The organism is Pandoraea sp. E26 (assembly GCF_000681415.1).
Lineage (GTDB): Bacteria > Pseudomonadota > Gammaproteobacteria > Burkholderiales > Burkholderiaceae > Pandoraea > Pandoraea pnomenusa.
Genome location: NZ_AYXJ01000015.1, coordinates 262,000 through 284,257, shown reverse-complemented (window position 1 = coordinate 284,257; position 22,258 = coordinate 262,000). Strand labels below are relative to the sequence as shown.

Sequence of the window (22,258 nt, the reverse complement as noted above, 5' to 3'; positions counted from 1 at the left end):
GCGTCCGTTCCAATAATGCTGTCACTGCAAGAAGGTATGGGGAAATGCATCCCATGCCCGCCCCGCCCCCCTGCGACGCCGCCCGAGACGGCGTCTTCCCTGCGAGACATCACGATGCGCAATGCGAATGTGCAATCCTTGCTGGTTTCCCTGATCGGGCAGGCGCGTACCGACGCGCTGTTCGCCACGCTCAATTCGCCGTCGATTCTGTCGGACGGCGAGCCCGGCCTCGTGACCCGCGCCGAACTGGCGCAGGCGATGAACATGGCGCTGTTCGAAGACTTGCTGGCACGCTCGCCGAACGGTCGCACCTACACCGAGGAAGCGATTGCCGCAGGCGGCAGCGTCTATCTCGACCACGGCGCGCTACGCACCGTGCGCTGGGCCGACAATGGCGCCCTGCCACCGGGCGAGGCGGCCTTCACGCGCATTCTGCGCCCGCTGGGCTTTCGCCCGAATGGTCGCTATCCGCTCGATCGTCTGGGCATGACCGGGCGCGCCTACGCTCACGAAGACGCCCCGGAAGAGATCTCCCAGTTCTTCGTGAGCGAGCTGCATCCGGAGCGCTTCTCCGAGACCTTCCAGCAAGCCGTGTCGCGCGTGGTGGGAACTTCGAAGGACCCGCTCACGCCGGCAGCCGTCGCGCAGCTTTGGGAACTGGAGCGCGACGGTACGCTGCCGCTCGATATCGCTCAGGCGCTCCTGCCGGTGATCGTGGGTGCGTTCGCGCGTCAGCACGACGTGCCGAGCGAGGCCGATTACGAACTGCTGCTGGCCGAATCCGCCGAGATGGCCTGGATCGCGACCGAAGGCAACGCGTTCAACCATGCGACCGATCGCGTGGACGACGTCTTCGCCCTGTCGGACGCCGAGAAGGCCAAGGGTCGCCCGATGAAGCCCGAGGTCGAGCGCTCGCGCTCGGGCCGCGTATTCCAGACGGCTTATCGCGCCGACACGGTGCGTCGCGAATTCCGTGGCAAGGATGGCGAAATCGTGGCGCGCGAAGTGCCCGGCTCCTTCTACGAGTTCATCACGCGCCATCGCGAGTACGACACCGTCAACCGTCGCTGGAAGATCGATCTTCGCTTCGATGCCGGCAACGCGCAGGGCATCTTCAAGATGACGGCCAACGCCAAGTAGCCCAGTCAAGCGAGGCATGGCGGCCTCGGCGCACAATACCCATGTGCCCGTGCCGCCACCTCACCTGCCGACACCGGTGAGCGGCACCGGCGGCCAACACTGAATTCCATAGGGGTATCCACGTGAACGCAACTTCCATCCTCAACGAACTGGGCATTGCCAAGCTGGCCGAAGCGGGCGACATCGCCGTGCATTCGCCGATCAACGGCGAACTGATCGGACGCGTGGCCAGCGCTTCTGTCGCCGACGCCCAGGCCGCCCTTGCGCGCGCGCAAACCGCATTCACCGCCTGGCGCAACGTGCCCGCGCCGCGCCGCGGCGAACTGGTGCGTCTGCTCGGCGAAAAGCTGCGCGAGCGCAAGCAGGCGCTCGGTGCGCTCGTCACGCTCGAAGCCGGCAAGATCCTTCAGGAAGGCCTGGGCGAAGTCCAGGAAATGATCGACATCTGCGACTTCGCCGTGGGCCTGTCGCGCCAGCTCTACGGCCTGACGATCGCTTCGGAGCGTCCCGGCCACCGCATGGCGGAAACGTGGCATCCGATGGGTGTTTGCACGGTGATCTCCGCCTTCAACTTCCCGGTGGCCGTCTGGTCGTGGAACGCCGCGCTCGCACTCGTGTGCGGCAATGCCGTGGTGTGGAAGCCGTCGGAGAAGACGCCGCTCACCGCCCTGGCAGTGAACAAGCTGATGGAAGAGGTGATTGCCGAATTCGGCGATGCCCCCGAGGGCCTGACCGCCCTCGTCATCGGCGGTCGCGACGTGGGCGAGGCGCTCGTCGCCGATCCGCGCTCGGCAATCGTGAGCGCGACCGGCAGCACCGAAATGGGCCGCAAGGTCGGCGTGGAAGTCGCACGCCGCTTCGGCCGTTCGATTCTCGAACTCGGCGGCAACAACGCCGGCATCGTGACCGACAGCGCCAACATGGAACTTGCGCTGCGCGGCATCCTGTTCTCGGCCGTGGGCACCGCCGGTCAGCGTTGCACCACGCTGCGCCGCCTGTTCGTGCACGAGAGCGTGTACGAACAAACCGTCGAACGCCTGAAGACGCTGTACGGCAAAGTCGCCATCGGCAATCCGCTGGAGCGTGGCACGCTCATGGGCCCGCTGATCGACGAAGGCGCCTTCGCGCGCATGCAGGCCGCACTCGATCAGGCACGCGCGCAGGGGGGCAAGGTCACCGGCGGCGAACGCCACGCCGTGGCAGGCCTGGAGAATGGCTTCTACGTGAAGCCGGCCATCGTCGAGATGCCGTCGCAGACGGAAGTCGTGCTCACGGAAACGTTCGCGCCGATTCTCTACGTGCTCAAGTACCGCGACTTCTCCGAAGCCATCGACGCCAACAACGCGTCGTCGCACGGCCTGTCGTCGTGCGTGTTCACCAACGACCTGCGCGAAGCCGAGCGCTTCACCTCGTCGGCCGGCAGCGACTGCGGTATCGCCAACGTCAACATCGGACCGAGCGGCGCCGAGATCGGTGGGGCGTTTGGTGGCGAGAAGGAAACCGGCGGTGGCCGCGAGTCGGGCTCCGACGCGTGGAAGGGCTACATGCGCCGCGCCACGAACACCGTCAACTACTCTTCCGCCCTGCCGCTCGCGCAAGGCATCGACTTCTCGATCGAGTGAAGTCGCAATAGCGGACGCGCGGGACGACGTGCGCCATGCATGACGTCCCGCTGCTCGTCGCCGCTCGTCGCCGCTCGTCGTCGCTCGTCGTCGATATTGTTTGGGGCGCCGGCGCCCCGGCTTGCCGCCCCCCCTTCGGAACCACGCCCCGATTCGTCACGCTTTCGCCAGCGAGGCCCACATGTACGCCTTCACCTCCCCGTTTGCCAACCCGACCGGTTCGCCGATTCGCGAATTGTTCAAGTACCTGTCCGAGCCGGGCATGATCTCGTTCGCGGGCGGGTACCCGGCGAGCGAGCTTTTCGACGTCGAAGGTCTTGCCGCCGCGCAGGCGCGCGCCTTCGCGCAACCGACGCGTTGCCTGCAATACGGGCCGACCGACGGGCTCGCCGAACTCAAGACCCAGCTCATGACGCTCATGGCGTCGCGCGGCGCGCCGTGCGCCCCCGAATCGCTCGTCGTGACGACCGGCTCTCAGCAAGGGCTCGATCTGCTGCTGCGCGTGATGGTCACCCCGGGCGATGTCGTCGTGACCGAGCAGCCGGCGTATCCCGCGACACTGCAGGCCTTGCGCCTTGCACAGGCGACGATCGTGACGATGCCCGTCGACGCCGATGGCCTGAATGTCGAGCATCTGGATGCCTGGCTGCGCGAGGACAGGATGCCCGTGCCGAAGTTGCTCTATACGGTACCGACGTTTGCCAATCCGACCGGTGCCACGCTTTCGCGCGAGCGGCGCCTCGCGCTGCTGAGGCTCGCCGTGCAGTACCGCTTCGTGATCGTCGAGGACGATCCGTACGGGGATCTGCGATTCGCGGGGGAGACGGTGCCGACGATGCTCGCGCTCACCGCCGAGGTCCCCGGCTCGCGTGACTGGGTGGTGCACTTCTCGAGCCTGTCGAAGATCGCGGCGCCGGGGCTGCGCGTGGGCTGGACCGTCGCGCCGCCCGAGATCGCGCGGCGTTGCGTGGTCGCCAAGCAAACCGTCGATCTGTGCAGCGTGCCGTGGACGCAGGCAATTGCCGCCGAGTACCTGGCGGATGGCGCGCTCGCTCGACACTTGCCGACGATCACCGAGGCTTATCGGCGCAAGTGCGACGCGATGTGCGGCGCGCTGCGCACGCGACTGGGCGACGCGATCCAGTTCCACGCGCCGCAGGGCGGCATGTTCGTGTGGGCGCGCCTCTCGTCGGTGCAAACCAGTGCACTGCTGCCGCATGCCATCGCCGAGAAGGTGTTGTTCGTGCCCGGCACCGCGTTCTTCGCCGAGACACCTGACGAGGCATCGCTGCGGCTGTCGTTCGCCGCGCCCGACGTGCCGGCCATCGAGGAAGGTGTAGCGCGCCTGGCGCGGGCGATTCAGGCTACGAACCCGTAAAGCGGCAACGCGCCGATCGACATCCGGATCGACACACCGATCCGGCGGCAAGGGCCTCGCCAGCCGTCCCCGAGGGGGCGGTGAGCGAGGCCCTTGTGTCGACCCGCCCGCGAATCAGCCCGGGGCGGGCGCCAGCGTCGTAGCGGATTCGTGTCGAATCACAGCTTGATGCAGACGTTGCGCAATTCCGTATAGAACTCGAGCGAGTGAACGCCGCCTTCACGGCCGATGCCCGATTGCTTGGCGCCGCCGAACGCGGTTCTCAGGTCGCGCAGGAACCAGGCGTTGATCCAGCACACGCCCACTTCGAGCGCGGCGCCCATGCGATGTGCCCGGCCGACATCGCTGGTCCACACCGTGGCGGCCAAACCGTACGGCGTCGCGTTCGCCATGGCGATGACTTCCTCCTCGGTGTCGAACGGCGCGATGTGACAGCACGGCCCGAAGATTTCCTCGCGGATGACCGAAGCCGTCTCCGGCAGGCCGGTCCAGATCGTCGGCTGCACCCAGGCGCCATCCTTCATCGATGCCGGCATGTCCGGCACGCCGCCACCGGTCACGACCGTCGCCCCTTCTTCACGCGCCTTGGCGTAATACGAAAGCACCTTCTCGCGATGCACCTGCGAGACGAGCGGACCGAAGTTGGTGCCCTCGGCGTACGGGTCGCCAAGCCTGAGCGACTCCGCGCGTTCCTTGAGCGCGGCGACGAAGCGCTCGAAGATCGGCCGCTGCACGTAGACACGCTCCGTGCCCAGGCACACCTGACCGCTGTTGTCGAACGCCGAGCGCATGATGCCCGCTACCGCCTTGTCGAAATCCGCATCGGCAAACACGATGCCCGGATTCTTGCCGCCGAGCTCAAACGACACCGGACGCACGCCGTTGGCCGCGGCCTTCATGATCGCTTCCCCCGTGCGGGTCTCGCCGGTAAACGTGATGCCGTTCACGCCGGGATGCTCCGTCAGGAATGCGCCCGCCGACTCAGGGCCGAAACCGTGCACCACGTTGTAGACGCCCGCCGGCACGCCGACTTCGTTCATCACTTCGCCCAGCAACGTGGCGGTGGCCGGCGTTTCCTCCGACGGCTTCACCACGACCGTGTTGCCGAACGCGAGCGCCGGGCCGACCTTCCACGTCATCAGCAACAGGGGCAGGTTCCACGGACACACGACAGCGATCACGCCGCGGGGCGTGCGAACGCCGTAGTTCACCGCGTTGCCGCCGTCGGGCGTGGTCATCGCAAAGGACTCGGTGGGCACGTTCTTGATCATGTCCGCGAACACCTTGAAATTCGCGGCGCCGCGCGGAATGTCCAGATGGCTCGCGAGACTGTGCGGCTTGCCCGTGTCGGCAATCTCGGCGGCCAGGAAGTCGTCGAAGCGTCGATGGATGCCGTCGGCGACCGCGTGCAGCAGGTCGACGCGCGCGGCCACCGTCATCGTGCCCCACGGCCCGGCCAGCGCGGCGCGCGCGGCACGCACGGCGGCGTCCACCTCAGCGCGCCCGGCTTCGTGCACGTGTCCGATCAGGCGGTTGTCGACCGGGTTGCGGTTCTCGAAGGTGCGTGCGCTAGACACCCACTCACCGTTGATGAAGTTGCGGAAATCCTTCATGGCTCACTCTCGTTCTGTTAGTTGGTTCGCGACGGCCTGCCATGCCCGGGTGCGTCAGGCGTCCCGATGGCGGCATGAGGCAAACGATACGGCGATGCCATGGGTCTCGTCAACATTTTCTCGAGAATTTTTATTTATCTCGATTTTATGATGATTTTGCGACAATCGAGCGGAAGCTGCTTATAATCTCGGCACGCCACCCTTGCGGCGGTCCTCCCTACGCTTCCGACTCCCATTCGCATGCACAGCCCAACTCCGTCGTCGGCCCCGAGCGCCGATGCCACACTCGCGCAGAGCGCCTACCTGCGGCTTCGCAGCGACATCGTCGAGGGGCATCTCGCGCCCGGGGAGAAGTTGCGCGTGGAGCATCTGAAGGATCGATACGACGTTGGCGCGGGTACGCTGCGCGAAGCACTGGCGTTGCTGGTGGCCGACGCGCTCGTCGTCCAGCATGGGCACAGGGGATTTCGCGTCACGCCGATCTCGCTGGCCGATTTCATCGACATCACCGAAACGCGCGTGCAGTTGGAGACCGAGGCATTGCGCCAGTCCATCGCGCTGGGGGACGACGTCTGGGAAGCCGACCTGACGAGCGCGTTTCACCTGCTCTCGCTCGCCGAGGAGCGGTTGGGCGACGGCATGGGGGACAACGGCGGTCAGTTCGCCCAATGGGAGACGCGCAATCGCGCCTTTCACGAGGTGCTGATTCGGGCGTGTCCGTCGCGCTGGCTGCACCACTTCCTCGCGATCCTCTATCGCCAGTCGGAGCGCTACCGGCGCTTGTCGATCACCCATCGGCCGGTGCCGCGCGACGTTCACGAAGAACATCAGGCAATCTTCGACGCCTGCCTCGCGCGCGACGCCGACAAGGCGACGGCACTGCTCGCGACCCACATCCGCAAGACGCTCGAAGCGGTCCGGGAGTTGCCCGACGCCGTCATCAACGCCGGCACGGTGCCGCTCGCGCCGGTGCGCTGAGCGGTTTTCGCCGCATCGCGTGCCGCGCTCGGCGCCTGGCGTTTAGCTTTAGCGCGGCAGGCTGTCGCGCACGATCCGGGCGAAGTAGCGCGCACCGAGCGGCAGAATCGCGTCGTTGAAGTCGTAGCAGGCGTTATGCAGGGGAATCGCCCCCGGCGCGTCGCCGCTGCCGTTGCCGATGAACATGAAGTTGCCCGGCACATGTTGCAGGAACACACCGAAGTCCTCCGACGCCATCATGGGCGCGACGTCCGCATCGACCGTTGCGGGTTCCGTCACCGACCGCGCTGCCTTCACCGCGAGCGCCGTGTTTTCGGCCCAGTTCACCGTCGGCGCGAACTCGTGCGTGTACTCGAACTCGCAGTGCGCGCCGTGCATCGCGCAGATGCCGATGCAGATCTCGCGCATGCGCGATTCGAGCAATTGCTGCACGTCGGGTGTGTAGCTGCGCGTGTCGCCCTTGATCACGACATGCGTCGGAATGGCGTTGCGAATGCCGTCGGTGACGAACTCCGTGCAGGACACGACCGCTGGGTGGCCCGGGTCGACGTTGCGCGACACCACGGTCTGAAGCGCGAGGACGATCTGCGCGCCAATGACCAGCGGATCGATCCCCATGTGCGGGCGCGCGGCATGCGTGCCTTTGCCCCGAATGCGAATGACGAAGTTGTCTTCGCTCGCCATGATGCCGCCGGCGCGGGTCGCGAAATGCCCTGCGGGAATGCCCGGCATGTTGTGCACGCCGTAGATCGCATCGATGGGAAAGCGCTCGAGCAGGCCGTCCGCGATCATGGCTTTCGCGCCTCGGCCGTGTTCCTCGGCCGGCTGGAAGATGAAACGCACCGTGCCGTTGAAGTCGCGCGACCCGGCGAGCAGTTTCGCGGCGCCGAGCACCATCGACATGTGCCCGTCGTGGCCGCACGCGTGCATCTTGCCGTGCACCTGCGACGCGTATGCGCGCCCCGGCGCCTGCTCGGCGATCATGAGCGCGTCCATGTCGGCGCGGATGCCGATCGCGCCGCCCCCCTCCCCAACCCGCAGGTTCGCCACGATGCCCGTACCGCCGATGCCGCGATGCACCTCGAGCCCCAGGCTCTCCAGGATCGTGGCCACGCGCTGCGACGTGCCGACCTCCTCGAAGCCGGTCTCCGGCTCGCGGTGGAACGCATGGCGCCAGCTTTTGAGCGCGTCGGCAAAGTAGGTGTCCTGAGTCATGCGAGCGTCTCCCTGAGTCGATGTCCGATGGCGCCGTTCAGCGCGCCATCCATGCCTGCTGACGTCCGGCGACCGACGCGGCCGTCTCGCCGACGAGTTCCGCGTAGACGGACGGCGCCGTCGCACCCTCGGTGCTGATGAGCAACACGCGCGATTGCGCCGTCAGGCCGATCGCGGACGCGATGGCAGGGACTGCCGCCGCCCGGATCAGTCCGGCCAGCCCCGCCGCACCCGACTCGCCTGCCACGAAAGGCACGTCGTGCTCGCTGCCGCGGGCCAGACGCCGCATGGCCTCGACCGCCTGCGCATCGGTCACGGTCATGAAGGCATCGACCGACGGCTGAAGGAATCGCCACGCAAGCGGCGACGTCTCACCGCAAGCCAATCCCGCCATGACCGAGTCGACCGAACCCGACGCAGACGCCGCGCGTCCCGAGATGGCACTCTGATACAGGCAGTCGGCCTGCTCGGGTTCCACCACCACGAAGGTCGGGCGCCATGCGCCCCAACGCTCCCAAAGATAACTCACGATGCCGGCCGCCAGTCCGCCTACGCCACCCTGCAGAAAGACGTGCGTGACCGGGCAGGCATCGTCCGCCGGCAAAGCCGTCGCGGTCAACGCCTCGACGACTTCCGCCACCACCGTTGCGTAGCCTTGCATGACATCGCGCGGGATCGCCTCGTAGCCCTCGTATGACGTATCCGATACGACATGCCAGCCGTGACGCGCGGCGAGCGCCGCCGCCGTCTCCACCGACGCATCGTAATTCCCGGCAATGCGCACGATCTCGGCGCCATGGGCCGCAATGGCCTGCTCGCGCTCGTCGCTCACGTGCGCATGCAGCACGATCACGCAACGGCAGCCGATGCTCTGCGCCGCCGCGGCCAGCGCGCGGCCGTGATTGCCATCCGTTGCGCTGACGACGGTGACGCCGGCGAGCGCCGCGCGGTGCTCGCCGGCGAGCAGGGAGCGCGCGGTGAAGTGGCTCCCGGCGAACTCTCGCAGCAACAGGCGCACGAGGGCAATCGGCGCACCGAGTGCCTTGAAGCTGCCCAGCGGCGAGCGCAGCGCTTCGTCCTTCACGAGCACGCTGCGCACGCCGAGCGAGGCCGCGAGATCGGGCAGTGCACGCAGCGGCGTGCTTCCGGGCGCGAGGCCCTGCCAGTGCGCAAGCCATTCGCGGCTTTGCTGCGCACGCGCGATGCTCATGATGTCCTGAAGATCCGCGGGATATGGCGCACGCGTGGCATGCGGGTTGACGTAGAACATGGGGGGCTCCGGAAAATTCGGTGTAGCGGCGCGGGCTTGGGTGGGCGGCGGATTACGTCGTCGCGCCCAGACGTTGTGCGACGACGTCGAGCAGGATTTGCGCGCCGCGCACGAGCTGATCGTCGTCGGTATGCTCGCGCGGGTTGTGGCTGATGCCGCCGCGGCTCGGCACGAAAATCATCGCCGCCGGTGCGATCCTCGCCATCATTTGCGCGTCGTGCCCCGCGCCCGAGGTCATGCGCCGATACGACAAGCCGCGACGCTTCGTGCACGTCTCGATGACGTCCGTCAGCCCGGCGTCGAAAACGACGGGCGAGAAGCGTGCGAGACGCTCCGTCGAAATGCGCACGCCCTCCTGCTCGGCGATCGTCGCGAGATACGCGGCGAAGCGGGCCTCGCCCGCAGCCAGGCGTTGCTCGTCCGGATCGCGCATGTCGACGGTGAAGACCGCCTTGCGCGGAATCACATTGACGACGCCCGGCTCCACCCTGAACGTGCCGACGGTGGCGAGCGTCGTGCCGGCGTCGATGGCGATGCGTCGCAGCTCGGCCACGGCGGCGGCGGCGACGTAACCTGCATCGTGGCGCAGGTGCGTCGGCGTCGTCCCCGCGTGATTCGCATTGCCGTGGACCGTCACCTGCTGCCATGAAATGCCCTGCAGGTTCTCCACCACGCCGATTTCCAACCCCTCCGCTTCGAGGATCGGGCCCTGCTCGATGTGCAGTTCGAGATACTCGTGCGGCACCAGCGTGCCCGGTGTCATTTCGCCCGCGTAGCCGATGCGCACGAGTTCGTCGCCCAGACGCGCGCCGTCGGTGCCGATGGCATCGAGCGCTTCATCGAGAGGCAAGCCGCCCGCATGCACCAGCGACCCCATCATGTCGGGATGAAAGCGGGCACCCTCCTCGTTCGTAAATGCCGCCACCGTGATCGGACGCGACGGCACGATGCCGGCATCGCGAAACGCGCGCGCGACCGCGAGGCCACCCAGTACTCCGTAGCAGCCGTCGAGCGCACCGGCGTTGACCACGGTGTCGATGTGCGACCCGATCATGAGCGGGCGCGCCGTCGGATTCGACGACGCCAGCGTGCCGAAGATGTTGCCGATACGGTCGATCTGCACGTCGAGATCAAGTTCGCGCATCCAGGCGACGACCTGATCGCGGCCCGCTTTTTCGTCGGCGGTCAGCGCCACGCGAGTGCGCCCGCCCGCCACGGGATCGGCGCCGATCTCCCCGAGCTCGCGAAGTTGCTGCAACAGGCGCGCGCCATTGAGTTCGAGCGTGTCGGAAGAATTCGTCTGGGGCATGGGAAAGTCTCGGGTGTCGCGCTCGTCGATGGGAGTGTCGACGCTGGCGGAGTATCATCGTCAAGCCTGAATAATATTCCGCGGCATGCGTACGATTTGCGCGTTTTGTCGCCTGTAATCGAATTTTTATTGCGCACCATGAGCCTCGACAGTTACGACATCGCCCTGCTCGCGGCGATTCAGCAGGACGCCACGACACCGCAGCACGCGCTCGGCGCGCGGGTGAACCTGTCGTCCGCGGCCGTCAACCGACGCCTGAAGAAACTCGCCGACGAAGGTGTGACGTGCGGCACCGTCTCGCGCATCGATCCGGCGAGCGTCGGCTATCCGCTCACCATCATCACCGAGGTGGAAGTCGAGAACGAGCGGCTCGACCTGCTCGATGCGATGAAGCGCAGTTTCCTCGCGTGCCCGCAGGTCCAGCAGTGTTACTACGTCGCGGGCGAGTGCGACTTCGTGGTGATCATGGTGGTCCGGAACATGGCGCAGTACACCGAACTCACCCGCTCGCTCTTTTTCGAGAGCAACAACGTCAAGCGTTTCAAGACGCTCGTCTCGATGAGCAACGTGAAGGTTGGCCTGGAAGTGCCGCTGGACGCGGTTGACGGGAAGTAGCCGCTTAGGCGGTGCTCATGCCTGCGGCGCAATTTCCTCGCGCAGCGCGTCGATGAAGGCGCGCATGGTGGCGACGCGTCGTTCGGCAATGGCCCGCGCGGCCGGTGTCACGAGGCCGTCGGCCAGTTGGAAGAGTTTCGTCTCGAAGTGATCGAGCGCATAGCGGCGGTCGTCGAGCGGGCGTTGCGCGGCGAACGGGTCCAGGGGTGCGTACAGGCGCGAGCCCATGCGGCCGGCCACGTAGAACGTGCGCGCAATGCCGATGGCGCCGATCGCATCGAGCCGGTCGGCATCGCGCAGCACCTGGGCTTCGAACGAGCGAGGCGTGATCCCGGCCGAAAAGCTGTGCGCCTCGATCACATGCGCCGTGGCGTCGATGCGCGCCGCCTCCCAACCCATCGCGCGCAGGATCGCGCTTGCCCTGTCGGCGGACAACCGCGACGCCAACGCGCGACGCGGATCGTGCTTCTCCACCGGCACGCAATCGTGCAAGACCGTAGCCACGGCGAGCATCTCGAGATCGGCGGCCTGGCCGTTCACCGCAATCTCCTTCACGAGCTTCCAGACGCGAATCAGATGCGAGGCATCGTGGGAGCCATCACGCGTGCCATCGGGCGTGCCATCGGGCGAACCGTCGGCATGCGCATCCTGCGGGTTGATGCCCAGCGCGTCGAGGACGGCGGCAATGGTTGTCTCGAACGGGGCAAAGGCGTGCGCAAGCATGGCGGTGAAACGGCTGACGAGGGAATGCCCTCGATTCTACCGGTCATCGACTTCGCCATGCCGGCGGACACTGCGCGTCTTCGCGGTTCGAATATCAAGACACCACAAAGACGCGGACGACACCGTCGCAAGGCAGACGAACCGACCTTCGATGCGATCGCCAGGAACCAGGGGCGCAACTTCGCGCGTCAGTACCCGGACCCGGACGGTTGTTTTGACGTTTTGCTTGCGCCGGCTGTGTTCGCATGGGCTTCGGCAACCGACGCAATGATGTCGATGGCTTCTCGAATCTGCTTTCGCGAGATATTCAGGTAAGGAATGGCACGGACGCCGTCGGTACCGGACGGAAGGACATAAAGTCCGCGTTCGTAGAGCTTTTCGACGAACTCTCCCGCCGGGAGACTGTTGATGCCGAAGCGAACAATGTTCGTCTCCACGGTGGCGACATCCAATTCTATGCCCGGCAAATCCGCGATTCCATGAGCCAGCAGCTGCGCATGTTCGTGATCTTCCAGAAGGCGCTCCCGATGGTGCCGCAGCGCAAACAGCGCGCCGGCGGCAATGATTCCCGCCTGTCGAAACCCACCTCCGATCTGCTGCTTGAAGCGGCGCGCTCGGTCGATGAATTCCTTCGAGCCGGCGAGGGCTGAACCCACCGGGGCGCCCAGACCTTTGGAAAAGCAAACGCTCACGGAGTCGAAGTGTTTCGCGTACTCCGCCTCGGCGATGCCCGTCGACGCCGTTGCATGCCAAAGGCGTGCACCGTCGAGATGCAGCGAGAGACCCCGTGATCTGGCCAGGTCGCAAACATCCTTCAACTGGGCGAGCGGCCAAATCTTGCCACCACCGATGTTATGCGTGTTTTCCAGGCACAGCAGCTTCACCGGCGCCGGGATGGTGTTCGGAAAGAATCGATGCGCTTCCCCCAACGCAGCGGATACGTTCTCCGGTGAGAATACGCCGCGATTACCGGGCAGGAGGCGGGGCAGAACGCCCGATAACGCAGCGGGAGCGCCTCCCTCCAGGAGATATACGTGAGCATTCTGGTCAAAGAGCACGGCATCCCCCGGCTCCGTGTGAGCCCGGATACCCACTTGATTGGTCATCGTCCCGGTGACCATGTAGACGGCGTCTTCCTTGCCCAACAAGGCTGCAACCTCTCGCTCGAGTTCCTTTACGGTCGGGTCGTCACCGTAAACATCATCGCCAACGATCGCGGAAGCCATGGCACTTCGCATTGCATGGGTGGGTTGACTGCAGGTGTCGCTGCGCAAATCGATCATTTCATGACTCCCCAAGGGAACATATGGCCCCACAGTGTGGGATGAAATGAAATGCGTCTTTTGGATAATCTTGCGGATATTATTGGCGCGCCGTCCCGGGTGGAACCCCGTAGAACTTGCAAAACTCCCGGCTCAGGTGGCTCTGATCGCAATATCCCACCTCGATAGCGACCTGGCGCAGCGGCATGCCTCTCAATAGAAGCCCTTTTGCCAGCGCAACGCGCCGCTGAACGAGATAGGCATGAGGCGCAATGCCGATCACGCGCTTAAACTCGCGCAGTAGATGAAATGCGCTGATGCCGGCCACTTTCGTAAGCTGGTCAAGCGACGGGTTCGCCGTCACATGCGCGTCGATATAGTCACGCGCGCGCCGTACGGCGATCGGTATGGCCAGCGGATGTCGAACACCTTTGGCACCGACACAATGCCGGTCAATCAATTGAAAGACTGCAACGGTCAGCCGTGAGCTCTTCTCCAACTGGCTTGCGTCGGTCGACTGCGAGCATCGGTGAGCCGCGAGAAGCAACCGCATTGTCTCGACGTCGTCGATGACGACATCGGGAAAATGCAGCTCTCCCTTGAGGCCGGGATCATGCGCCCCGACCAGACGAACGAAATCCCTGGTGGGAATGTATGCCATACGATAGTCCCACCCGCCGTCGATCGCCGGTCTCCCCTCGTGAATGCTTCCCGGATTGATGACACAGATCGTGCCTTGCGGCATGATCGCGCGCCGCCCTCGACCGTCGAGATACGCCTGCGCGCCTCGCTCGATGACGCCGATCGCATATTCGTCATGCGCGTGCGGCGGAAATCGATGTGTCCGGTAACTCGCGACCATCAGTTCGGCGTTCGCGAAATCCGGCTCACGCCATAGTTTCACTCGATTGAGCGGCACAGTGCCGATCGTAGCCATATCAAGCTCCCGATCCACGTAGGATTCGTGCATGTCGCAACAAGCGGTCCCCAGCGGACGGCACGGCTTACGGACCGATTTTTTCCGCCAAGGCACTGGACAGATCCTACACCTCTACAGCAATCGCGGTAGCCTCGCCTCCGCCAATGCACAACGCTGCGACACCGCGTCGAAGACGCCGGCGACGCAGTGCGTGCAGCAGTGTGACAACCATACGTGCGCCTGTCGCACCGATCGGATGCCCCAAGGCGCATGCGCCCCCGTTGACATTCAACCGATCACGAGGAATCGCCAACTCCTTTGCCGCCGCCATGGCAACTACGGCGAAGGCTTCGTTGATCTCGAACAAGTCCACATCGCCGATGTCCCACGCGGCCTTGTCGAGCAACTTCCGAATTGCGGGGATTGGCGCCGTCGTGTACCAGGCAGGATCATGGCTGAACGTCGCGTGCGCGCGGATTGTCGCAAGAACGGGCAGTCCCTCCCGCTCGGCGATCGAGCGTCGCGACAGGACCAGCGCCGCTGCGCCATCACTATTGGAGGAAGCGCTCGCCGCGGTAATCGTGCCGTTCGGACGAAAGGCTGGCGGCAACGACCGGATTTTATCGGGCGACACCTTCAGGGGGTGTTCGTCGTGGGCAATCAGTCGCGGCACCCCCTTGTCGAGGACCGTGACCGGTGCGATTTCATCGGAAAATGCACCACTTTCGATGGCATTGCGAGCTCGCATCAATGTCTCCAAGGCGTACTCGTCCTGTTGCAAGCGATCGAACCCAAACCGCTCCGCCGCGGCCTCCCCGAAATCGCCCATCGATCGCCCTTTTTCGTAGGCGTCTTCCAGGCCATCCAGAAGCATGTGATCGACCACCTGGTTGTGCCCCATGCGATATCCGCCCCGCGCGCCCGGCAGCAAATACGGCGCGCTCGACATCGACTCCATCCCGCCGCTCAACACAAAGTTCGCCGAGCCGGCGAGCAGCAGGTCGTGTCCAATCATGATGGCCTTCATACCCGAGCCACAGACCTTGTTCACCGTGGTCGCCCCGGTCGCGTCCGATAGCCCCGCCGCGCGCAATGCCTGGCGAGCCGGGGCTTGTCCAATGCCGGCCGCGAGAACACATCCCATGAAACTCTCATCGATCTTCTCGCGATCGAGACCTGCGCGTTCCACGGCGGCGCGAATGACGTGTGCGCCCAACTCGGGAGCACTGACCGCCGAGAAATTCCCCCCGAATCTCCCCAACGGAGTGCGCACTGCGGAAATAATGACAACCGGATCCAGTTGGTCCATGGAACTCTCCACTTTTCAATGACGAGGCGTGTTTCGTGAATTGAATCTATTTCTCAGCCGGTTCGAGCTGCGCGAGCGGCTTGAGTCGCTTCAAGGTCGATGCCGAAGGAAAGCGACCGGGAACAAACGCGTGCGCCTCCCGGCTGATGACCTTGCCCGTGTTGCGATCGATCATCACGGGATCGACGGCCTTTCCCGTCGAGCGATCGACAAAGTCGATGCCCCAGTTGTGACCTTTCACATGCTTGCGCCCCCACGCGAAAAGTGCGATCAGAACAGGCGACAGATCCCGCGCGCGCTCCGTAACGCGATATTCGTCCCGACCCGATGCGACAGACGCGCGATGCTTTTCCAGCAACCCGGAAGCGACCAGATCGGTCAAACGACGAGTCAGAATCGTGGGTGAAATGCCAAGGCTTTCGCGAAACTGCTCGAATCTGGTCGAACCCTGGAGTGCGTCCCGCAGAATCAGCAGGCTCCACCACTCCCCAACGTTTTCCAACGCCAACGCCACGGGACAATCCATGGAGGTAAAGTCTTTTCGTTTCACGCTCGATACCGTCTAAAGATGAAATTGGGGCCAAAGCCGTCGTGCGATGAAGTTTGAATATCGGGAGAGCCCATCGATATGTCCGCTAGCGCCGTCCAAGCAGAAGAAGACCTACGATCGCAGACGCTCCGGCGATCCAGAAGGCCTCGGCAAAAGCGCCGCCTTGCGACCCCAGGGTCATGACCAAAAGGCTTGTGCCGACGGTGGTGCCAAACTGACGGCTCATGTTGATGACTCCGCTGCCCGTCGACGCCAGCTCTGGTCCGAGTTTGACGACGCCGATGGCAAACAGATTGGGAAAGACGAGACCTACGCCCACTCCGGTGAGGGTCCAGGCAACGACAAACCAAGCAGGTCCCGCATCGCGGCCGACAATCAGGGCGAGCGCAAAGGACGAGCATGCCAGTACCATCGAGCCCACCTTGACGCGTCGATACAATCCGCCCAATTCGGTGCGTTTCGTCAAGAAGGAAATCAGGCCGACAACACACGGTCCAGGCGCAATCATCATGCCAACGACCATCAAATCCTTGCTCACGACATCGTGCAAGTAAAGGGATGCGCCGAGCAGCAGTGCGCCGAATGATAGCGACATCACGAAGATTGCCGCCAGTGCAGACCTCATGTGCGGCTCGCTCAGCAATGCACGTGGCACGACGGGAGCGGGATGTCTCGCGACTCTGCGCCAAAGCAGCGACACCGCGAGCGTCGCTACCAGCCACGTAGTCAACGATGGTGCCGTCAGCCCCCAATGGCCGGCGTTGACCAACGCCAGGGCGATTGCACCGGACGCAAGGATCAGCAGCAAACTACCCAACAAGTCGAATCGCGCGTCGGACACCACTTTGGGTTGCGCGGGAATGATGTACGCGCCCAGGAGTATCGCGATCAGGCAAACCGGCACATTGATCAGAAATATCCATGGCCAGCCATACGCCGCAAGAATACCTCCGACGACCGGGCCGGCGGCTCCGGCCAGAGCACCGCTCGCGGCCCAGACACGAATCGCTCGAGGCCTGACCTCAGCGGGGAACGCGGCGACCAGAAGCCCCATGCTCGCCGGCGTCAGCAGCGCGGCCCCGGCCGCCTGGATGCACCGGAAGACGACGAGCATCCCGACGCCGCCGCTTGCCGCACACCCGACACTCGCCACCATGAAGAGGGTCAGTCCTGCGATAAATGCCTCTTTCTTCCCAATCACGTCCGCCAATCCACCTGCTGGAACGAGCAACGCTCCGTAGAAGATCGTGTAGCCGTTCAGAACCCAGGCCAGGTCGCTTAGCGGTGCGGACATATCACGTCCAATCGCCCCCAGAGCAACGTTGACGACAAACATGTCCAGCGACGCGATGAAGACCGCGAGACTCAGTACGAATATCATCCAACGCTCTCTCGAGTACAGGTATGACGCGCTCAGTGGTTCGGTAGGCATGGTTTGTGGTGATCTGGCGACTTCGATTCAATCCGGCTTGCAAAGTACTTCCGCACCAAATACTATCATCATAGTAGTATTATCCGCGAGGGTAATTTTCACAGAGTTGCGTCGCTTTCATCGAGCATCCGAGTGTTGGCTGATGAATCGAGGCAAGACACGCACGGAATACCGATTCCGTGTGAAGGGCTGTCAAGTCCACTCATCAAGACGGAGAGTTGTATGAAAGTGCTAATACTTGGCGCCGGCGCCATTGGCGGGTATTACGGTGCCAGGCTCCTACAGGCCGGTACCGACGTAACGTTTCTGGTGCGGCCGAATCGCGCGACGGCGCTGCAGCGCGAGGGGCTGCGCGTGAAAAGTCCGCAGGCGAATTTCCACGGCCGCGTCCGCGCGATCGTCGCGGGTGATTCAGAGGAAGTGTTCGACGTCGTCGTTGTTGCGTGCAAGGCCTACGATCTGCGCGCAGCGATGGATGCAATCACGCCTCATGTCGGGGCTCATACGGTGATCGTCCCCCTCCTGAACGGACTCAAGCCCTACGATCAGCTCGACGCGCGATTTGGACGCGAGCGAATTGCGGGTGGCGTTGCGTACATCGCAACGATGCTCGACGAGTCCGGTGACATCGTTCATCTGAACGCCGCTGACAAACTGATCGTTGGCGCCCGGCACGCAAGCCAGCGCCATGCGATCGAAAGCCTTTACGCCGCGTTATCTCAAGGAGAAGGGCTGCGAGAGATATCCGACGATATCGAGCAGGAGCTCTGGGAGAAATGGGTCATGCTCGCGACGGGCGCCACCGCGACGTGCCTGATGCAGGCCTCCATTGGCGAGATTGTCGCGACGCGCGATGGCACGAGTCTTGTCCGGCAGATTCTCGAGGACTGCGTCGCCACTGCGGCCGCCCAGGGGAAAGCGCCGCGTGAGAATGCGCGTGCCTCCATCGAGCGTCTGCTGCTCGATCCGGCATCCGCCTGGAAGGCCTCCATGCGGCGGGATATCGAGCGCGGCGCCAGGCGAATCGAGGCTGACGCCATCGTGGGAGATATGTTGACACGCGCTCGGCAGGCCGGCGTGACGTCCCCATTGCTCACCGCCGCTTACTGCCTGTTGCAGACATACGAGGCTCATGCGGGAAGCGGTACGTCCCAGTGAAGTCCTGACCGGCAGCCTCACGCGGAATTGCATGCAAGCTGGCGAAGGCGCCCGATGGCGCCAAGTTAACGGACGCCTGACGCCCACATTACATTTCTGAAAGGTTCGTGCGGTGGACTCGCCAGGCGTCACACAACTGTCCAGGCAGCGCATACAATCCAGGCAGGCGGAAAAGGGGGGCGACGACAATGCGCGTACTCGTAATCGATGACGAACGCAAAACCGGTGCGTACGTCAAGAAGGGGCTGGAAGAGTCCGGCTTCGTCGTCGACGTTGCCAACGACGGTGCCGAAGGCCTGATTCTCGCCAGTGAAGCGACGTACGATGTGATCGTGCTCGACGTCATGCTGCCCCAGATGGACGGCTGGTCCGTCCTGAAAACCTTGCGAAAATCCCAAAGCACGCCGGTATTGTTCCTGACGGCTCGCGACGATATCAGCGATCGGGTCAAAGGGCTGGAGCTGGGCGGCGACGACTATCTGGTCAAGCCGTTCGCCTTTGTCGAATTGCTCGCGCGAGTGCGTACGCTGGCGCGTCGCGGCCCGCCTCGCGATAGCGACATTCTTACCCTCGGTGATCTTGAGATCGACGTGACACGCCGGCGCGTTCGTCGCGGCACGATGCGTATCGATCTGACACCGCGCGAGTTCTCCCTGCTGCAAATCCTCGTGCGTCGCCAGGGGGAAGTGCTCACCCGAACGCAAATCGCCTCCTACGTGTGGGACATGAACTTCGACAGCGACACGAACGTCGTGGAAGTCGCCATCCGACGTCTGCGAGCGAAAGTGGACGACGACTTCCCCGTCAAGATCATTCACACCGTGCGTGGCGTGGGCTATGTCGCCGAGATCAAATCGGTGGATTGATGGCTGCCCGACCGCTCTCCACAACCCTGGCAATCTCCTTCGCAGCCACAACGCTGGTCGTGTTCGCCCTGGTGGGCACGACGCTCTACGTTACGCTCGGACGTGAGATCCGTCAGCAGGACGATCTCGACATCGTGCTGAACGCCCGCCACACACGCCGCCTCGCCGAAGAACTGCGCAACAGCGACGACCTTCGCGAGCATGCCTTGCGCCTCACGAGTCAGGTGCTCGGAAATCCATCGTTCGCGATGGAAATACTTGGGCAAGGTGGGGTCAAGCTGATCGAACACAATTCGAATCGGGTCATGGGCACGTCGCTTGCGCCCGTGGCAACCGCATCAAGGCTCGATGCATCGCAACGCATCACGGAAGCCGACGTGTCGGAGTGGCGCGGCCCCAAGGGCTTACCTGTGCGCGGTCTGGCCACTGACGCCCGACTGGGTGACGGTTCACGGGTCACGGTCGTGATTGCCAGGGACATGACCGACCGGTGGCGCGTGCTCGATCATTATCGCGAACGGCTCTACGGGTATGGGCTTGCCGGCGTGCTGCTCGCTTTCCTGATCAGCTGGCTGCTGGCGCGTGCCGCACTGCAGCCTTTGCGCGATCTGGATTCGCAGGTTGGCGCTGTCACTATCGACAAACTCGATACGCGAATCGAGATCGAGGGCGCATCGAGCGAGGTCGAAATCGTCGCGAGGTCATTGAATTCGATGATACGGCGTCTGCACGATGGCTTCGAGCGCATATCGCAGTACACGGCCGACCTCGCTCACGACATGCGGACGCCGCTTGGCAATCTGCGCGGCGCCACCGAGGTCGCCCTGGCGCGACCACGAAGTGTTCCCGAGTACGAGGCGCTGCTCGAATCAAATCTGGAGGAATGTGCCCGCCTCTCGAAGATGATCGAAAACGTCATCTTTCTCTCGCGTGCGGAGCATCCGCAGTTCATGACGGCAATGGAGGAGTTCGATGTTGTCATCGCCCTCACCCAGATCGCCGATTACTTCGAAGGGCTGTCGGAGGAGGCTGGCGTCAACCTTCGCGTGACAGGCGAGGGTCGTGTACGTGCCGACAAGGAGTTGTTCCGTCGCGCAGTCAGCAACCTGCTCGCAAACGCGCTGCGCTATACGCCGCCAGGCGGTGAAATCACGCTGCGCGCCGAACCCACCGCAACCGCGGTCGCCATCAGCGTGCACAACCCCGGACCCCAAATCGACGCGGCTCTGCTCGAGCGGATTTTCGATCGGTTCTATCGTGCGGACGCCTCTCGCCACATTACGGCCCAGGCCAGCGGATCCGCCGGACTGGGACTCGCGATCGTGCGCACCATCATGACCCTGCACGGTGGAACGGCGCATGCCGAAAGCGATGCCACCGGCACGCGATTCGTCCTTTCCTTCCCGCGTCATTGAGTCGCAGCCCCCTCACCGGCGGGCGACACACCGTCCTGCAATGCATCGCGGTCCCAGCCGCCGCCGAGCGCCTGAAGCAATCGGACGCTCGCGTCGAGTTGCCGCTGTCCGATCTGCTCGAGGGTGCGCTCGCTCTGCAAGGCGATGGATTGGGCTGCGACGACATCGAGGTAGCTCACCGCGCCCGCCTCATAGCGATGGTTCGTGAGCGAAAGCGCCAGTTCGGCAGCGGCCACCGCACGTTGCTGACTTCGCGCCTGCTCGGCCAGCGACCCCAGCTCGCTCAAGTCGTCTTCCGTCTGCTGGAAAGCCTCGAGCACTGTCTGACGATAGGCGGCGACTACCTCGTCGTACCGCGCGCTGGCCCCCTTTAAGGTTGCGTCTCGACGGCCGCCATCGAACACCACACCCGCAATTTGTGCACCAAGAGACCAGAAGAGACTCGGCGCCGACAACCACGGGGAGAAAAACGTGCTCTCCAGTCCAGTCGATGCCGAGAGGACAAGCGAAGGATAGTATGCAGCGCGCGCCTGCCCGATTTCAGCGTTGGCCGCGGCAACGCGTCGCTCTGCGGCCGCAATGTCCGGACGACGTTCAAGCAGCGCGGAAGGGACGCCTGCGGGGATCGACGGCAACACGGCCGCGGGCCCCTCTCGCGGCAGGGAGAACGACGATGCCGGCGTGCCGATGAGGGTTGCGATGGCATGCAGGAGTTTCGCGCGCTGTGCCATGATTTCCTGCTTCGCCGTTTGCGCGCTCTCGAGCTGCGTTCGCGCCTCGGAGAGCACCGAGGCGTCGATCGCGCCATCGGCGAGCTGTTGCTCCTCGATGCGCAGGCCGGCCTCGCGGGTCGTCACCGTGCGATCGAGAAGCTGCCGCTGGCGATCCAGCGAGCGCAGACCCAAATACGCGGACGCGAGTTGGCTGGTGACCGAGAGGCGCACTGACTCCAGATCCGCCTGACTGACCTGGACGTTATCACGCGCCGCCGTAGCGGCGCTCCTCACCCTCCCGAACAGATCCGGCTCCCAACTCGCTCCGGCACCGACCGAGTAGTCCGGGATGGTCTTCCCGGCAAGCGCGCGATCCACGAGACTCCGGGACGTTCGAAAGCGCTGTGCCCCATCGCCAGCGCTAACGATCGGCGCCGACGCGCTTTGTTGATACGCGAGCGCGGCACGTGCCGCTTCCAGCCGCGCGACGGCCTGGCTCACCGTCTGATTGGAGACGTCGACGCGGGCCTCCAGGCGATTTAACGTTTCGTCATGGAAAACGCTCCACCATGGCCCTCTGGATTTGCCGTCCGCGGGTGCGGCGGCGGCCCAACCGGCGCCGGGATACGTGGCGCTTGCATACTGGGCAGGCACAGCAATATCGGGCACACGATAGGGAGGCACTGTCGAGCAGGCGCTCAACATCGTAGCTACGCAAACGAGCGCCCCGGCGCCCGCCTGGATGGATTTCATGGAGATCATGGCGAGCCT

The 22,258-nt window shown here is 64.3% G+C and carries 19 protein-coding genes; 8 read left to right on the top strand and 11 right to left on the bottom strand.

The window, feature by feature from the left end; translation table 11 throughout:
• Window positions 1–114 precede the first annotated feature (114 nt).
• The 3 genes from W930_RS0112220 to W930_RS0112210 all read left to right on the top strand — a co-directional run bounded on the left by W930_RS0112220 (window position 115) and on the right by W930_RS0112210 (window position 4,140).
• Window positions 115–1,140, top strand: coding sequence for a DUF1338 domain-containing protein (locus W930_RS0112220; protein WP_023597691.1), 1,026 nt, complete (start codon window positions 115–117; stop codon window positions 1,138–1,140).
• A 122-nt stretch (window positions 1,141–1,262) separates the two neighbouring features.
• The gene (locus tag W930_RS0112215) at window positions 1,263–2,762 is read left to right on the top strand and encodes an aldehyde dehydrogenase family protein (protein WP_023873028.1); all 1,500 of its coding nucleotides are present in this window, start codon (window positions 1,263–1,265) and stop codon (window positions 2,760–2,762) included.
• 181 nt (window positions 2,763–2,943) lie between these two features.
• A complete protein-coding gene (locus W930_RS0112210; RefSeq protein ID WP_023873027.1) occupies window positions 2,944–4,140 on the top strand; it encodes a PLP-dependent aminotransferase family protein in 1,197 nt (398 codons plus the stop codon).
• A 158-nt stretch (window positions 4,141–4,298) separates the two neighbouring features.
• On the opposite strand, the gene W930_RS0112205 is transcribed toward W930_RS0112210, so the two are convergent.
• Entirely contained in the window at window positions 4,299–5,753 is a 1,455-nt protein-coding gene (locus W930_RS0112205) for a 2-hydroxymuconic semialdehyde dehydrogenase (RefSeq protein ID WP_023597694.1), read from the bottom strand.
• A gap of 240 nt (window positions 5,754–5,993) precedes the next feature.
• Here W930_RS0112205 and W930_RS27195 point away from each other — a divergent pair, with 240 nt between their 5' ends.
• The gene (locus W930_RS27195) at window positions 5,994–6,731 is read left to right on the top strand and encodes a GntR family transcriptional regulator (RefSeq protein ID WP_023597695.1); all 738 of its coding nucleotides are present in this window, start codon (window positions 5,994–5,996) and stop codon (window positions 6,729–6,731) included.
• Between the two features lie 48 nt (window positions 6,732–6,779).
• Here W930_RS27195 and W930_RS0112195 read toward each other — a convergent pair whose 3' ends face one another.
• The 3 genes from W930_RS0112195 to W930_RS0112185 are packed head-to-tail and all read right to left on the bottom strand — an operon-like array spanning window position 6,780 to window position 10,525.
• Entirely contained in the window at window positions 6,780–7,946 is a 1,167-nt protein-coding gene (locus tag W930_RS0112195) for a M20 aminoacylase family protein (RefSeq protein ID WP_023873026.1), read from the bottom strand.
• Between the two features lie 37 nt (window positions 7,947–7,983).
• A complete protein-coding gene (locus W930_RS0112190) occupies window positions 7,984–9,216 on the bottom strand; it encodes a diaminopropionate ammonia-lyase (RefSeq protein WP_023873024.1) in 1,233 nt (410 codons plus the stop codon).
• 52 nt (window positions 9,217–9,268) lie between these two features.
• Window positions 9,269–10,525 (bottom strand): Zn-dependent hydrolase, encoded by a 1,257-nt coding sequence (locus W930_RS0112185; RefSeq protein ID WP_023873023.1) that lies wholly within the window; start codon window positions 10,523–10,525, stop codon window positions 9,269–9,271.
• Window positions 10,526–10,663: 138 nt separating this feature from the next.
• Between W930_RS0112185 and W930_RS0112180 the strand changes: the two genes are divergently transcribed.
• Window positions 10,664–11,140, top strand: coding sequence for an Lrp/AsnC family transcriptional regulator (locus W930_RS0112180; protein WP_023873022.1), 477 nt, complete (start codon window positions 10,664–10,666; stop codon window positions 11,138–11,140).
• A 15-nt stretch (window positions 11,141–11,155) separates the two neighbouring features.
• On the opposite strand, the gene W930_RS0112175 is transcribed toward W930_RS0112180, so the two are convergent.
• The 6 genes from W930_RS0112175 to W930_RS27185 form a co-directional block, all read right to left on the bottom strand.
• Window positions 11,156–11,863 carry an HD domain-containing protein gene (locus tag W930_RS0112175; RefSeq protein WP_023597700.1) on the bottom strand — a complete coding sequence of 236 codons (708 nt, stop codon included), beginning with the start codon at window positions 11,861–11,863 and terminating at the stop codon, window positions 11,156–11,158.
• 188 nt (window positions 11,864–12,051) lie between these two features.
• Complete coding sequence (locus tag W930_RS27190; RefSeq protein WP_023873021.1) at window positions 12,052–13,146, bottom strand: low specificity L-threonine aldolase; 1,095 nt, start codon at window positions 13,144–13,146, stop codon at window positions 12,052–12,054.
• A gap of 79 nt (window positions 13,147–13,225) precedes the next feature.
• Window positions 13,226–14,062, bottom strand: a complete 837-nt coding sequence (locus W930_RS0112165) for an AraC family transcriptional regulator (protein WP_023873020.1) — start codon at window positions 14,060–14,062, stop codon at window positions 13,226–13,228.
• A 106-nt stretch (window positions 14,063–14,168) separates the two neighbouring features.
• Entirely contained in the window at window positions 14,169–15,353 is a 1,185-nt protein-coding gene (locus W930_RS0112160) for an acetyl-CoA C-acyltransferase (protein WP_024788498.1), read from the bottom strand.
• A gap of 46 nt (window positions 15,354–15,399) precedes the next feature.
• Window positions 15,400–15,903, bottom strand: a complete 504-nt coding sequence (locus tag W930_RS0112155; RefSeq protein WP_023597704.1) for a helix-turn-helix domain-containing protein — start codon at window positions 15,901–15,903, stop codon at window positions 15,400–15,402.
• Window positions 15,904–15,988: 85 nt separating this feature from the next.
• A complete protein-coding gene (locus W930_RS27185) occupies window positions 15,989–17,284 on the bottom strand; it encodes an MFS transporter (RefSeq protein WP_023597705.1) in 1,296 nt (431 codons plus the stop codon).
• A 183-nt stretch (window positions 17,285–17,467) separates the two neighbouring features.
• On the opposite strand from W930_RS27185, the gene W930_RS0112145 reads away from it, so the two are divergent.
• From W930_RS0112145 to W930_RS0112135, 3 genes are all read left to right on the top strand, one after another.
• The gene (locus tag W930_RS0112145; protein WP_231107047.1) at window positions 17,468–18,493 is read left to right on the top strand and encodes a ketopantoate reductase family protein; all 1,026 of its coding nucleotides are present in this window, start codon (window positions 17,468–17,470) and stop codon (window positions 18,491–18,493) included.
• Window positions 18,494–18,681: 188 nt separating this feature from the next.
• On the top strand, window positions 18,682–19,359 hold the full coding sequence (locus W930_RS0112140) for a heavy metal response regulator transcription factor (RefSeq protein ID WP_023597707.1): 678 nt from the start codon (window positions 18,682–18,684) through the stop codon (window positions 19,357–19,359).
• Window positions 19,359–20,774: a heavy metal sensor histidine kinase gene (locus W930_RS0112135; RefSeq protein WP_023597708.1), complete on the top strand. Its 1,416-nt coding sequence runs from the start codon at window positions 19,359–19,361 to the stop codon at window positions 20,772–20,774. The genes W930_RS0112140 and W930_RS0112135 overlap by 1 nt, the downstream gene beginning before the upstream one ends.
• Here W930_RS0112135 and W930_RS0112130 read toward each other — a convergent pair.
• Window positions 20,768–22,249 carry an efflux transporter outer membrane subunit gene (locus tag W930_RS0112130; RefSeq protein ID WP_023873018.1) on the bottom strand — a complete coding sequence of 494 codons (1,482 nt, stop codon included), beginning with the start codon at window positions 22,247–22,249 and terminating at the stop codon, window positions 20,768–20,770. The two genes, W930_RS0112135 and W930_RS0112130, sit on opposite strands and share 7 nt — an antisense overlap.
• Window positions 22,250–22,258: the final 9 nt, after the last annotated feature.